Below are 14,625 nucleotides of genomic sequence, written 5' to 3'. Positions count from 1 at the left end.
ATCTTCTTTGAAAACAATAAAATGCTTACCAGTTTCCATAGCCTTGACTATAGCTAATATGGGCAAGCATAAAAAACTCTAGTTTCAGTTTGCACAAAATTTCTTAATTGTACTTTAATAGAGTTGCGTCATTCTGAACTTGTTTCAGAATCTTTCCAACTATTAAGACAAATAAACTCTTTTCTCTCGGAAGATGCTGAAATAAATTCAGCATGACGGTCGCATTAGGTAATATAGCTAATTTCTACTACTAATTATATAATAAATAGTTTTTAGAATAGCATTTAACACCCAATTTCTTACCATACATCAAAAACCAATAAACCTTCAGGCCTTAACTTTGTTAAAATTATTTTAACAATATGGAATTAGGTATCGGAATGTTTGGCGATTTGCAGATCAATGCAAAAGGAGAAATTCAACCCGCAAAGCAAAGGCTTCAGGAAATTATAGCAGAAATAAAACTCATGGACGAAGTGGGTTTAGATTTCTACGGTATTGGTGAACATCATCGCCCTGATTATGCCGTATCTAGTCCTGAAATTGTACTGGCCGCTGCAGCTACGGTAACCAAAAATATTAAATTAAGCAGTGCCGTTTCGGTTTTAAGTTCAGCTGATCCCGTTAAATTATATCAAAACTTTGCTACCATAGATTTAATTTCGAATGGAAGAGCCGAATTAATGGCTGGTCGCGGAAGTTTTATCGAATCTTTTCCATTATTTGGTTATCACCTCCAGGATTACGACGAACTTTATGAAGAAAAGCTGGAATTACTCCTTAAAATAAACAGGGAGCCCAAAATTAGCTGGAAAGGCAAATTCAGAGCAGAACTCAAAAACCAGGAAGTTTTGCCAAGAGCGGTTAACAATAATTTAAAAATTTGGGTAGCCGTTGGTGGTACACCAGAATCAGTAGAACGTGCCGGCAGATTAGGATTACCTGTCATGTTTGCCATTATTGGAGGGCAACCTATACAATTTAAACCGCTGTTTGATTATTATAAGCGCGTTTATGAAGCGCACGGACACGACATGCGTAAATTTGAAGTTGGGGTTCACATGCATGCCTTGTTTGGCGAAAACAGCAGCGACATTGCAGATTACTACTACCCTCTTTATTCAGCACAAATGAACCGCATTGGCCGTTCGCGCGGTTGGGCACCTTACCAACGCAATCAGTTTGATGGTGGCAGAAGCAGTAGCGGGGCGTTAATTATCGGCGATGCAAACGAATCGGTAGATAAAATTTTGGCCATGGAAGAAACCTTTGGTTTAACCCGTTTTTCTGCCCATATGGATGTTGGCGGACCATCTCATGCCGCAATGATGAAATCAATAGAGATTTTCGGGACGAAAATTGCTCCGGAAGTGAGAAAAGCGTTGAAGAAGTAAATGATCGAAAGTATGATGGTGATGTTGCTTAAAAAATTAAAAAAAGCTAATTTATGCAGCATGTAAAACCTAAACATATCATTCCAGATTTTATTTATTAATCTAAATTGATATTTTTACGCATAAGAAATCATCATTAAATACAGATCTAAAATTAACCCTCCCAAATGCAGATTAAAAATGCGCTAATTATCACACTTACTTTCCTGATCGTTATAATTGCTTCATGTAAAAACGAAACTAAACAAATTGAAATACTGCAACAAACTCATTTTGATCAGGATGTGATTAATGATTTAACTGCATACAAAAAACTAAACGATCTGGTAGTTGAGCATATGGATACCATCATAAAGTTTAGGAAAGCTCAACTTAACCATTCCGAAGAGATTGAAGAGTTTACCTTTTTACATGATAATAGTAAGGAAAACAGTTTTATTCAAAAAGATATTAACTTCGATAACGTACCTGAATTTATTTTGCCAAAACTAGACAGTGCTTTTTATGCTATAAAAAAAGGTAAAATTACTGGATATAGCATAAATAGAAACGGAATGATTGAGATGTCGGTGGGCCATAGTTTTGATGAAAAACACAATTCTGACATTTACCAAAGCCTTGTTTGGAATGCTCCGGAAAATTTACCGCTGAAATCAACAGCGAAAGACACCATACTAGACGATGAATGGAGATATATTATTCATGTAATTAAACGTGGAAACCCCTAACTGTTTGTTATTTAATACGCTAAAGCAATTTCTCCGGCAATAATCTTAAAGGTATGCTGATGATCGTAAATTAAATTACGACTTAGTTTAAGCTACAGGAGTCAAAACTCGAATTGTTAAGACACGGAAATCTCCGTTATTGTATTTTTTCATTAATTTATTTAAAAACTTTTTTTGTTCTTTATTAAGTAACAAATTAGATTGTTTTTTATATTTGAACATGAAAAGATTAACGATTTTAGCCGCGTTAATCATCCCTATATTTCTTTGTACCTCCTGGGGTTTCTTTGCACATCAAAGGATAAACAACCTTGCTGTCTTCACTTTGCCTGCAGAAATGATCGGCTTCTATAAAAGGAATATCAAATACATTACCGAACATGCTGTTGATGCAGATAAACGCAGATATGCGGATACCCTTGAAGCACCAAGGCACTACCTTGATGTAGAAAACTATGAGCAGAATATCGATAGCATTCCAGAAAAGTGGGATGATGCCCTGGCAAAATACGGACTTAAAAAGCTCAATACTGATGGTATCCTTCCATGGCAAATACAGCGCAGCTATTATGGTTTGGTGAAAGCCTTTAAAATGCGTGATTCAGTAAAAATCCTAAAATATGCTGCAGATCTGGGTCATTACATTGGCGATGCGCATGTTCCATTACACACTACTGCCAATCACAACGGACAACTCACCAATCAGGTTGGTATCCATGCTTTTTGGGAAAGCCGTTTGCCCGAATTGTTTTCCACAAAATACAATTTTGTTGTAGGCCGGGCTCATTATATTGAAAACCCATTACAGGAAATCTGGAAAGTACTCAAACATACCCATAGTTTGGTTGATACGGTTCTTAGCTCTGAGGCGAATTTGAATGCCTCATTTCCTTCGGGGGAAAAGTATAGTTTCTCGGAACGGAACCATACCGTGCTTAAGCAATATTCCAGTGAATATGCAAAAGCCTATCACGATAAGATGAACAATATGGTCGAAAAACAAATGCGTGCTGCCATATTAACTACAGGTTCGTTTTGGTATTCAGCTTGGGTGGATGCCGGGCAACCAGCGCTTAAAAATCTGGTTAAAACCGAAATATTGCCAGATGAACAAAAAGTAGAAAAAGAGATCGAGAAGAAATACCAAAAAGGAATACTGATCGGCAGAGAACTTTAGTTAGGCCTTTGGATCTTCGCCTTCAATAATTTTTTCCACTTTTTTAGGCTCCAGGCGGCTTTTAACAGCCGCCCAAATGGCAGGGACAAATGTAACCACGGCAATAAAAATGATGACGAGTTCGAAGTTATTTTTAATTGCAGGAATCTGTCCTAACAGGTAGCCGCCAATTAATAAGGCAAAAATCCAGGCAACCCCACCAATAATATTGTAATAGGTAAAACGACCGAAAGGCATTTTAGCGATACCGGCAACAAAAGGAGCAATTGTCCTGAAAATTGGTAAAAACCGGCTCAGCATAATGGCTTTACCACCATGTTTTTCGAAAAACTCGTGAGATTGATGGTAATATTTGAGTTTTAAGATTTTGTTTTTCTCTTTAAACACCCCGGCACCCAAAACACTTCCTAATTTGTAATTAACCGTATTGCCCAAAATGGCTGCTACAATTAATATCAGGAGCATTATCCACACATTTAAGCCCGTTTCATGTTCGCCAGCAATTAAAGCACCCATTGCAAAAAGTAACGAATCGCCAGGAAGGAACGGTGTGACCACAAAACCCGTTTCAGCAAAAATGATCAGGAATAAAATGAGATAGGTCCAGGTACGATATTCGTTAACAATTTGGGCTAAATGAACATCAATATGGAGAATAAAATCTAAAAGCTGCTGTAGTAATTCCAATTTATCTGATTTTGGGCAAAAGTAAGTATAGTAAAAGAATTATATGCTTTAAATTGTAATAAATAAATAATTAGTTTGCAGGGATAATCCTATTTTTAAGCTCACCTTTTTTATCCCCGTCAAATAATATCAGATAAACCCTTCCATTATTAATCGTCAGCGAATCTAATCGGGTGACTACCGGTGGTGGGTTTGTTGCTGTTGGGCTAGACAATTTAAAAGCATACTTCATAACCTTGTTTACTTTTACTTTAAAAGTCTTGGTCTCACCATAACCAAGCAAGGATTCGGCTGGTTTGGCTGTATTTGTACTATCTGTAATCACCACTTTAGATCCGAGGGTGTAACCCAGGTTCAAAAAAGTAAGTTTAGCAGAATCAAGATCTGGTTTTACATCGTCTTGATATACCTTTAACTTAGCGGGCTTATCGATTGCTTCTTTCAGATAAAAAACAGAATAATTCAGACCGATTTTAAATTTCTGATCTGTCAAAGAAGCAACATCTACACCAGTACCAATATTTTTGCTTGTGATGTTAACAACAGAATCGCCAGGTATAACCACATAACTTGTATTGGTATTATAAGCTACCGAAGCACCAATCTGTCGTCCATTTAAATAAAAGTTCTGAGTTGTATCTGTAGAAGCCGCCTGAAAAAAGCGGATTTTAGCATCACCTTTAATGAAATTATTGTTTTTGATACAGGAGCTGATTAAAATAGCGCACGCAAAAAGAAAGAATATTTTGGAAAACAATACTGTATTTTTCATATAAATTACCAATGCTATTAAAACGTAAAGATAGCAGAAAGCGCATTAAACTGTGAAATTAATTATCGGTAATGATATGTGCAGTTAAAGTAACAGCGGTAGCACCACTAAACCAAATGGTATAAATTTTACCTCCCTCTAAGCTTTTGGCATCAATAGTTTTGATACTACCAGCCCCTACTACGGAATATCTCAAATTTACACCGGTATTGACTGTAAAATAGTTTGATGCTTCTTTAAAAGCCAGGCCATTAACAAATTGTGTACCTCCCTCTACCATAACATTTATACCCGTTGCAAAAGTAGGGGTAAGATTAATCAATTTGATTTTTGCCTTCGTTGATTCTGTATTGCTCAGATTATCTTCGTAATTAACAATTTCCAGTTCGCCTTTTTTATTGGTAATTAAAAAAGTAGTATAGGTAATAGACGGTGTAAAGTTTAGCAAGGTATCAACACTCGTATTGTTGGTGCCGGTGTAAGATACACTTCTATTGCCTGAAGGAATTTTTACATATTCACTGGTTTCGCCAAAAGCTAAAGCCGAAGTGGTTAGTTTTTCATTATCCAGATAAACATCCTGATGCACATCAGCCGCCGAAGCATTGACAATTTTTAATTTAGCCTGCCCTTTTACCACATCACCAGGATTATCCTTTTGACAAGATGATAAGGCAATACTACACGAAGCAATCAGCAAAAAAAGTATGGTAGAGCGGTAGTTGTAGACTTTCATTGGTTTGTGTTGGTTAGTTGTTGGTTAAAAACAAAAATAGCCTGGTCAAAAACCAAGCCATTTTACATTTAAACTAATGAATTAGTTTTTCTTAATAACTATTGTTCAGCATCACAGGCATCACCAACATTAAAACGTCTTCATTTTCATCATTGGTTTGCGGAATTAAAAGCCCGGCCCTGTTTGGTGTGGAAAGTTCTAAAGTAACTTCATCACCACTTAAATTACTCAACATTTCGATTAAAAAACGTGCATTAAAGCCTATTTCGAGGTCTTCTCCATCATATTGACAACTTAAACGCTCGTGAGCCTCGTTGGCAAAATCCAAATCCTCAGACGAGATATTTAATTCACTTCCGCTGATTTTCAACCTGACCTGATGCGTAGTTTTATTGGCAAAAATTACAACCCTACGAAGTGTATTTAAAAACAAACTTCTATCAATAATTAATTTGTTAGGATTATTGGTTGGAATAACTGCCTCATAATCTGGATAGCGCTCGTCTATTAAACGACACACCAGGTTGATATTCTCGAATTTAAAGAAAGCGCTGGTTGCATTATAATCTACTGATACATTAATATCAGTTGATGGCAAAGCAGCTTTTAAAAGTGTTAAAGCTTTTTTAGGAAGTATAAATGAGGTTGCTTTATCTGCCTTGCTATCCATACGGCGGTATCTCACCAATTTATGTGCATCTGTAGCCACAAAAGTAATGTGCTGAGGAGATAACTGACAAAACACACCTGTCATCGCCGGGCGCAATTCATCGTTACTTACCGCAAAAATCGTTTTGGTAATGGCTTCGGTTAAAACTGATGCTGGCAAATTTACAGAAGATGCATTTTCTACTACCGGAATCTTTGGAAAATCATCCCCGTTTTCACCACTCAATTTATATTTACCATCACCAGCGCTAATCTCAATCGCAAAAGTACTATCGTCGATATTAAATGCAATAGGTTGATCCGGTAATGTTTTAAGCGTATCTAATAAAATTTTAGATGGAACAGCCACTTTACCTTCTTCCTTTGATTCTACAGCCAAAGCAGTTGTCATGCTGGTTTGCAGATCGGTAGCAGAGATAGTTAAGTTTCCATCTTTAATTTCGAAGAGAAAATTTTCTAGTATAGGCAAAACCGTACTGCTGCTAGATGCACCATTTACGGTTTGTAAGTGTTTTAACAGCGTTGATGTGGATACAATAAATCTCATGATATTATTTAGTCTTCTTCAAAAATATAAAAATTATTTAGCGTACTTGTATTTGCGATAATAATGTTGAAAAATCGCAAAGAATATTAACAATAGCAAGGGTGCCACAACATTTATAAATTGCCACTTTGTTTTTTCGAGCTTAATTTTGGCTTTATCCAGCAATCTGATTTTTACTTCTTTATTCCGCAGTGCAATTAAGTTATCGTTATCTGTAAAATAATCAACAATATTAAGCAGCAAGGCTTTATTTCCAAAAGTACGCTGCGAATAACGGTCGAAACCTAATGGAAACGGCGTTCCGTTTTGCTCAGACACCTGGTTTTTAAAAATATCACCATCACCTATCACAATCATTTTAGCCGGTTTGCCTATACTTGCTGAGGTATAAGGCTGCGTAATAGCAGCTGGTAATGGGCGCCCTGCAAAAACCGAAGGAAAGTTACCTTCCAACATCAAACCAACATGTTGCGGTTTACTTTGGAAAGAACGCGGATCCAATTGTTCACTTAACATTTGCAAACTGAACAATTTTGGCACATTATATACTTTATTATATGGAGATGTACTTAAAATGTATGATTTCTTTACACCTTTAACCCCAATAGTATCTACCGTACTTGGAAATTCAGATTTTACACCGTCCAGCTTTTTCACCACACTTTCAGTTGTATCGGGTAACAAAATCGGATAATAAATCCAGGGAACCAACTGCATCTGGTTTTGCCCGCCTACAACTCCTGTGGAAACGGGAATTTCGGCACTGTTTGCCGGATCGGCAATGATATTATAATTAACCCTTGCGCCATACATAAAAAGCATATCATCCAGGTTCAGATTACTATTAATGGCCATTTGCCCATTTTTACCGCGCAAACTGTCCAATTCGGCATTAACCTGATCGATACTCCAGAGCACCCTCCCGCCGTTCATTACAAAATAGTTGATTTTATATTTTTCCGATTCTGTAAAAGGTTTCCTGGGCTTGGCTATGATGAGCATTTTTAATTTATCAAGCCCTGCTTTATCAATACTATTTAAATCAATACGGCCAACCAAATAACTATTAGATAGGGTATGAATGGCATCAGCCAGTTGCAGATCAGAAAGCTCACCATTTGATTCAGAAAAGCCGATCCGCGGGTTATCACCCGAAATTACCTTCTTTAAACCCGAAGTAAAAATATACTCCAGGTTTTCAATCGCGCGGTTTATATTGTCTTCATAATTTCCGCGGGTATCTAAATTCTGAAAAAGTTTAATGGGAAATTCCTTTCCATCGCTTTCCATCATGGCCATTGGAAATACAAGTTTCTGCGTTAACCCACTTTCTGTTTTAATGCTTAAATTGGTAGCTTCTATGCCTCTTTCGTACAGATGATTGATCACCGTATCCTGATCGGCCTGGTTAAGTCCTGCCAAAGGGTCTACAAAAACCACCTTAACTTCCGTTCTGGCATAGGCTTTATAATCAGATAAAATATCAGATACTGCAGCTTGCAGGCGCTTAAATGCAGGCGGTAACTCTCCAGCCAAAAATACAGTAATAATAACCGGCTTTTGATTTTGCTGTAGCAAAGTTTTTGTTTTCTCACTCAGTGTAAAACGTTTATCGGCTGTAAAATCAAAACGATAGAAAACGTACTGGCCTAAAATATTTACAATAACCAATACAGTTATTATAATGATAAAATTAATCCATTTATGCTTCAGCATCATTATCGTTTCCCTCCTATGATTAATTTGGTGAGCAATAAAAAAAAGGCTGAAAAGGAAATAAAGTAAACCAGATCTCTGGTATCCAACACACCACGGCTTATGGAAGTGTAATGTTGATTAATCCCTAAGTTAAGGATGATATTGTCAATGCTTTGAAATGCAGCGATCTGACTGCTGTAATCGAATCCTAAAAAAGCAAATGCACATAAAGCCGCACTGATAACAAAGGCAATAACCTGATTTTTGGTTAATGCAGAAGAGAAAATTCCAATGGATGTAAAGGCAGCCCCTAATAAAAATAAACCGGTATAGGAACCAATAACGGCGCCTGAATCGATATTTCCTTCAGGAAAACCCAATTTTGAGATGCTGTAATAATAAACTAAGGTTGGGATTAAGGCAAACAGCACCAAAACCAGGCTGGCTAAATACTTTGCCACAATAATCTGCCAGATCCGGATGGGCCGGGTAATTAAAAGTTCGAAAGTGCCTTCTCTCCTTTCTTCAGCAAAAGAGCGCATCGTAATGGCCGGAATAAGAAACATAAAGAGATAAGGCACTAAACTAAAAAAGCCATCAAGTTCGGCATAACCATAATCAAGCACCGAGGTATCAGGAAAAAACCAAAGTAACAGACCGGAAACTAATAGAAAAATACCAATGGTGATGTAAGCCACCATCGAACTTAAGAAACTGAATAACTCGCGTTTAAAAACTGCGTACATAGTTAATTTTAAATGCCGAAGTTAAGAAATATTTTTTCGTTAGCTTACCTGGGTTAGCATCGCTGAGTATAACTTATAGTCCGAATATATAAGCAAACCTAATTCCGACGAATCCTTTGGTATTGGTTTTATTAAGGCCAACAACATTATTTTTACCCGTCCAGCCTTCGTATCTGATTCCAAGATCGAGTTTATTCTCACCAGATAATTTAAACTGGTTTCCAATGCCGGGCGACCAGACAAATAATGTTTTTTGGTATTTATGTAAAGGTAAGGCTGTTCCTAATTGACCTTCGGCATAAAAGCTTTCGCTTAATTGGTATTTTAGTCCGGCCTTTGCAGGAATATAGGTTAAGTCCTGCACATTCAAAAGCTGGTTCCTTCTTCCAAAAAAATTCATAAAACCAGCATTTAAAGTAATGGCAAAATTTTCTGCAACCGGCAGATCAGCTTTAACAGAAGCGCCCAGGCCAATTGCTGAAAGGTTAGAGAAATTGCCCGATGGCAGACCAATTTCCGCTGCGATACCAACATCGGGTCTATTTTGAGCTTTTAAAAGTGCCGGACTTGAAAATAAAAAAACTGTAAATATTATTTTGATGCTCCGCATGAAATTTAAGCCGTTAATTTTCTGAAAATATCTTCTAATGATTGTTGCTGATGCGCTTTTTTAAGTCCCTCAAGTGAATCTTTTGCTACAATTTTACCTTGGTTAATAATAATGATGTCATCACAGATGGCTTCAACCTCTTGCATAATGTGGGTAGATATAACAACCGTTTTAGCTGTACCAAGCGTTTTGATGAGCTGCCTGATGTCGACCAGTTGGTTCGGATCGAGGCCGGAAGTAGGCTCATCTAAAATTAAAACCGCCGGATTGTGGATGATGGCCTGGGCCAGTCCCACCCTTTGACGATAACCTTTAGATAACATACCAATTTTTTTATGTTGCTCTGATGTTAAGCCTACCATTTTGATCACTTCGTCAATCCGTGCAGGTAAATTGATCATTTTATAGGTTTGACCAACAAAACTTAAGAATTCCTTTACATACATATCAGCATACAGCGGCGTGTTTTCGGGAAGATAGCCTATATGCTTTTTCGCTTCAATGGCATCGGTAAGCATGCTTTTGCCAGAAATTTCAGCCTCACCGGATGTTGGTGTCAAATAACCGGTAAGCATACGCATGGTTGTAGATTTACCAGCGCCATTAGGTCCTAAAAACCCGAGAATACGTCCCGGACTGGCTTCAAAACTGATCGAATCGACAGCTTTTTGCTTATCGTAATGTTTAGAAAGATTTTTAACCGAAATACTCATTTTGTATGTTTAAACCCAATTCCCTACAAATTAGTGAAGTTAAATTAAGAAATATCTTCATTGAGGCGGAACAACCAAGCAATCTTAATGCGATCGCATTAATCGAAATATAAGACTGCTTTGTACCTTATAATAACGACAAAACTAATTAATATGCGGTGAACTTATTTTTTTATTGTATCTAAACTTATCCAGTTCTTCCGCTGCCTGGGGTAAATTATCTCCAGATAATATGTCTGCACCGTTATTAACCAAATGATAATAAACATTTTTTACCGGACTGGCTATCGCACTTTTATCAATATTCCCCATCGTGCCTAAAATAGTGGTAATGCCTTTATTGTGTAAGTACTGATATAATTCTTTATCTGGTGCGGAAACACCAACAAAAGCGACAATGCGGTTATTTGGGATACCCATATTATTTAACCGTTTTAATTCTGCTTTCTTTTGAACAGATGCAGAAATCATTAAATCAGGTGCCAATTGGTGCACTTCTTTTGCCTGATCTGCAGTATAGGTAATGATAATGGCGTTACTTTCTGCTTTATATTGCCTTACTCTTTCGATCACTTTTGCGTACGAAACGCCTTTTTTCAAATCGATGGTTAATAAAACTTTTCCTTTGCTCCAGCTGAGCACGCTATCCAAAGTCGGGATTTTAAACTTTGTTTCCTTGCCTTCATCATCTTTAAGGTTAAAAGCTTTCAACTCTTCATAGGTATAATTGCCAATCGGCCCTTTTCCTGTGGAAGTACGGTCGAGCTGATCATCGTGCATAATCACCATGACGGAATCTTTACTGTAAGCAATATCAAATTCGATTACCACCGGATTATAGGTAGTGGCGTTATCGAATGTTTCGATACAGTTTTCAGGATAGCCTGGCATTGGCCCACCGCGGTGCGCACTAATGAGTGGAAAACGGTTTTCAGGTGTCCATTTTAGAAATTGATATAACTCCGTAATGGTATTGAATTTAATATAGCGATGTTTTTTCTCTTTTGGTTTGCATGAGGTAAAAACGACAACAATAACCAGGAATAGCAAATGATGGAATTTCATGTTTCAAAATTAGGAAAAAATGGAAAACGGAAGCGGGAAAATGGAATGTTAAATGGCTAATTGGTTAATTGTTCAAAAAGGTTACCTGTTAATTGCTGAAATCGGTTAATCGTGTCATCACGCCAGTTAACCCATTTAGTTTAGACAATTAACCCAACTAACATCTTGAACAGTTAACCTGTTTATTCATTTTATACGATTAACCTAACTAAGCAAATCCATTTTTAATGGCAAAAACAGCCAGTCCTACACGGGTTTTGAGTTCTAGTTTTTCGCATAACTGATCACGGTAACTTTCTACAGTACGTGGACTGCAGAACATCTTATCGGCTATTTCTTTGTAATTGAGCTCAGTAACGGTATATTTTAAAAATTCTTTCTCCCGGTCTGAGATTTTGATTTCGTGATCCTTTGTTTTATTTAAGCTGGAGAAGATGATTTTTGATGCCCAATCCGGGTAAAAAAAACCATTTGCACTTAGTTTAGTCAGCGCATTTTCAAGTTCTACCGGATGTGCATTTTTGAGCAAATAGCCTGTGGCACCGTTGCTTACCATTTTGATTACACTTTTTTCTTCGCCCTGCATACTCAGGGCCATCACTTTAATATCCGGATAATGCACTTTTAACCAGCTTACGGTTTCAAAACCATCCATTATAGGCATGCTGATATCTAAAAGGATTATATCAGGGATTTTACAGTTGCTTTCAAATTTCTCCATCAGGTCTCTCCCGTTTTCACATACATAGATCACCTCAAACGCTGCAAAGTTATTAATAATGCCCTGAAGCGCCTTCGCGATAAGGATATGATCATCAACAACAACTATTGTTTTTTTCATGATTGTTTATCTAGTAAAATGGTAAGCGTGGTGCCAAAACTGGGTTTACTATGCAGGTTAAAATGCCCGCCGATTATTTCGGCTCTTTTTTTCATGTTTTTTAATCCAATGCCATCTGCTGTTAACCCCGCATAATCAAAACCTACTCCATCATCCCGTATAGATAATGCTAAAAAAATATCAGGAGACGATTTTAACGTGATAGCGATGTTATTGCAATGTGCATGTTTTAAACTATTCTGAAGAAATTCCTGCGTAATCCTAAGCAACACATTTTTTTTTACAAATTCGAGGTCAATTTTCTCAAAATTATGTTCAAAAGTTACTTTACACCTTTTTAAAGCATTAATATGGTTTACTTCTTCCTGTAATAAAGTTACCATTTCATTTTCAATTACATTATCATTTGTAAGGGATTTTGACAAACTTCTTAAATCCTGCAAGGATGAATTGATGATCTGATAAATTTGCTCAATTCTTTCATTCTCCTGCGGCACTTTATTTTCATATACCAGCTGCTGGGTATAAAGGCTTACCAGGGTCAATTTTTGTCCGATGTTATCATGTAATTCACGCCCGATCTGCTGCATTGTTGCCTGCTGAATTTCTAACTGCGTAGTTAAAAGTTCTTTTTGATGAACTTCGTTCGTAATCTCAATTTCTTTCAGATATTCCCGTTTCCGCTGTTTATATTTTTTGATATACACCATAACGGCAACCACAAATAGCACAAAAAACAGATTAAACAGGATAATGGTAATTAAGAGTTCTGTTTTCCCCATACAAATGAAATTGAGAATAATACATACATCACAATACCCGAAATAAGGAAGTAATCATAATAAACATTCCACATCTGATGGTATTTTAGCAACAAGTAATAAAAGGTCCAAAAGGGCAAGGTACCGATGTAAAATAGTGTTACGCCCAAATTGATATAAAACATTCTGTTCTTGTTAAAATTAATGATATCCGACGAGGTAATCTGCTTATAATATTCCAACAATACCAAAAACATTAAAATGAGGCAGCCAAAAGTATAATTGAAGGAAAAGATAATCTTGCTTCCCTTAAAATAAAACTCGCTTGGAATAAAAGAAATTAAATATAATAAAGAAAGAAGGATAAATAAACCTTTGTTTTTTAAAGATTTTACAGCATATAACCAATAAAAAAAGAAAAACTGTAAAGGAATTACTAAATAGTTATAAAATTGAGCTTTAGAGTAGGTGATCCAATGCGCTCCGTATTTACCAAATAACTCGCATAAAAAAACGAAAACGAGGTAAAAAACAAAGTACTTCCAAAAATTATTGGCCGCGTTTTTATAGTAAGAAAAAATGGAAATTATGGCAGCAAGCCCTTCAACCCACAGGAGTGCATTACTTAAAAATGATTGAAAACCCGACATATTTATATTAATAAGTTTCCTGTACTGCCTCGGCCGGAGGAATTAATTGCCCGTGGTTTTGCGCCATTACCTGTTTCGACTGACTATCGTTGTTAGTAGAATCCATCGCCATCATGGCCACCGGGCGTTCTATTTCACGGTTATTGATGAAGTAGGTAGCCTTATCTAACGGGTTAAAATCGTAATCTTCAAAACTTCCATTACTGATTCTCTTTTTTAAAGTTGGAATCATCACAAGTGTATGTTTCCCGGCATAATTTTTTCCCATCTGTTTTTCATTTTCGGAATTTTTCCATTCGCTTTCTTGAGGATATGCGGCATAATAGAAACGTACGCCCAGAGCACCCGCATCAATTCCCGGATTTCTCTTTTTGGTTTGATATTCGATATCATCTATAAATTTTTTAAGTGTTTTTAAGCCAAATGAAACCGAATGGGCATCATTTAAACCCAAAGTCCTGTTGATGGCATCCAAATGGTTATTGCGGTACTGATCAACCATCTGCTTAATTGTCCGCGTATCCATGGTATTGGGCTGGCTCCTATCCCCGGTCTTTATTAAACCGATCAGTTTTTGTACCAGATAAAGTACGAATGCACCGGATAAAAATACGATGGCATAAATAAGAAAATCTTTCATGTTCATAATTGTTTGGTTCTGATTAAAGTTAATGTTAATAACCAAAAGTGATAAAATTTTCAAGGATAACGGATGGGGTTTTCCCCATATTTTACTGCTGTTTTTACTACTTATTATTCTGTTGCATTCACTACTGGTTTTTAGTGTTTTAACTATGGTTTTTTAAGCGTTGCTGGTTCAATTTTGGGTGT

The 14,625-nt window shown here is 36.7% G+C and carries 16 protein-coding genes; 3 read left to right on the top strand and 13 right to left on the bottom strand.

Annotation, left to right across the window (positions count from 1 at the left end; genetic code table 11):
- Nucleotides 1–362 precede the first annotated feature (362 nt).
- The 3 genes from ABEG20_RS02935 (at nt 363) to ABEG20_RS02925 (ending at nt 3,299) form a co-directional block, all read left to right on the top strand.
- Nucleotides 363–1,394, top strand: a complete 1,032-nt coding sequence (locus tag ABEG20_RS02935) for an Atu2307/SP_0267 family LLM class monooxygenase (RefSeq protein WP_406825904.1) — start codon at nt 363–365, stop codon at nt 1,392–1,394.
- Nucleotides 1,395–1,561: 167 nt separating this feature from the next.
- Nucleotides 1,562–2,122 (top strand): hypothetical protein, encoded by a 561-nt coding sequence (locus ABEG20_RS02930; RefSeq protein ID WP_406825903.1) that lies wholly within the window; start codon nt 1,562–1,564, stop codon nt 2,120–2,122.
- Nucleotides 2,123–2,342: 220 nt separating this feature from the next.
- Nucleotides 2,343–3,299, top strand: coding sequence for a zinc dependent phospholipase C family protein (locus ABEG20_RS02925; protein WP_406825902.1), 957 nt, complete (start codon nt 2,343–2,345; stop codon nt 3,297–3,299).
- Here ABEG20_RS02925 and ABEG20_RS02920 read toward each other — a convergent pair whose 3' ends face one another.
- The 13 genes from ABEG20_RS02920 to ABEG20_RS02860 all read right to left on the bottom strand — a co-directional run bounded on the left by ABEG20_RS02920 (nt 3,300) and on the right by ABEG20_RS02860 (nt 14,434).
- A complete protein-coding gene (locus tag ABEG20_RS02920) occupies nt 3,300–3,986 on the bottom strand; it encodes a DedA family protein (protein ID WP_406825901.1) in 687 nt (228 codons plus the stop codon).
- Between the two features lie 70 nt (nt 3,987–4,056).
- Entirely contained in the window at nt 4,057–4,758 is a 702-nt protein-coding gene (locus ABEG20_RS02915) for a DUF4397 domain-containing protein (protein WP_406825900.1), read from the bottom strand.
- 58 nt (nt 4,759–4,816) lie between these two features.
- Entirely contained in the window at nt 4,817–5,494 is a 678-nt protein-coding gene (locus ABEG20_RS02910) for a DUF4397 domain-containing protein (RefSeq protein ID WP_406825899.1), read from the bottom strand.
- Between the two features lie 91 nt (nt 5,495–5,585).
- Entirely contained in the window at nt 5,586–6,710 is a 1,125-nt protein-coding gene (dnaN, locus tag ABEG20_RS02905; RefSeq protein ID WP_086545224.1) for a DNA polymerase III subunit beta, read from the bottom strand.
- Nucleotides 6,711–6,743: 33 nt separating this feature from the next.
- The gene (gldG, locus tag ABEG20_RS02900; RefSeq protein ID WP_406825898.1) at nt 6,744–8,429 is read right to left on the bottom strand and encodes a gliding motility-associated ABC transporter substrate-binding protein GldG; all 1,686 of its coding nucleotides are present in this window, start codon (nt 8,427–8,429) and stop codon (nt 6,744–6,746) included.
- Complete coding sequence (gene gldF / locus ABEG20_RS02895) at nt 8,429–9,154, bottom strand: gliding motility-associated ABC transporter permease subunit GldF (RefSeq protein WP_406825897.1); 726 nt, start codon at nt 9,152–9,154, stop codon at nt 8,429–8,431. The genes gldG and gldF overlap by 1 nt, the downstream gene beginning before the upstream one ends.
- Before the next feature lie 73 nt (nt 9,155–9,227).
- Nucleotides 9,228–9,764, bottom strand: a complete 537-nt coding sequence (locus tag ABEG20_RS02890) for a hypothetical protein (RefSeq protein ID WP_406825896.1) — start codon at nt 9,762–9,764, stop codon at nt 9,228–9,230.
- 5 nt (nt 9,765–9,769) lie between these two features.
- Nucleotides 9,770–10,477, bottom strand: coding sequence for an ATP-binding cassette domain-containing protein (locus tag ABEG20_RS02885; RefSeq protein ID WP_406825895.1), 708 nt, complete (start codon nt 10,475–10,477; stop codon nt 9,770–9,772).
- A gap of 144 nt (nt 10,478–10,621) precedes the next feature.
- Nucleotides 10,622–11,542, bottom strand: a complete 921-nt coding sequence (locus ABEG20_RS02880) for a glycerophosphodiester phosphodiesterase family protein (RefSeq protein WP_406825894.1) — start codon at nt 11,540–11,542, stop codon at nt 10,622–10,624.
- A gap of 208 nt (nt 11,543–11,750) precedes the next feature.
- Nucleotides 11,751–12,383 (bottom strand): response regulator, encoded by a 633-nt coding sequence (locus tag ABEG20_RS02875; protein ID WP_406825893.1) that lies wholly within the window; start codon nt 12,381–12,383, stop codon nt 11,751–11,753.
- Nucleotides 12,380–13,165 (bottom strand): sensor histidine kinase, encoded by a 786-nt coding sequence (locus ABEG20_RS02870; RefSeq protein ID WP_406825892.1) that lies wholly within the window; start codon nt 13,163–13,165, stop codon nt 12,380–12,382. The genes ABEG20_RS02875 and ABEG20_RS02870 overlap by 4 nt, the downstream gene beginning before the upstream one ends.
- Entirely contained in the window at nt 13,144–13,794 is a 651-nt protein-coding gene (locus tag ABEG20_RS02865) for a hypothetical protein (RefSeq protein ID WP_406825891.1), read from the bottom strand. Before ABEG20_RS02865 ends, ABEG20_RS02870 begins: the two co-directional genes overlap by 22 nt.
- Nucleotides 13,795–13,801: 7 nt before the next feature.
- Nucleotides 13,802–14,434: a hypothetical protein gene (locus ABEG20_RS02860; RefSeq protein ID WP_406825890.1), complete on the bottom strand. Its 633-nt coding sequence runs from the start codon at nt 14,432–14,434 to the stop codon at nt 13,802–13,804.
- Nucleotides 14,435–14,625 lie beyond the last annotated feature (191 nt).

Source organism: Pedobacter sp. KACC 23697, from assembly GCF_045348445.1.
Taxonomy (GTDB): Bacteria; Bacteroidota; Bacteroidia; order Sphingobacteriales; family Sphingobacteriaceae; genus Pedobacter.
This window is presented reverse-complemented; position numbering and strand designations above follow the sequence as displayed.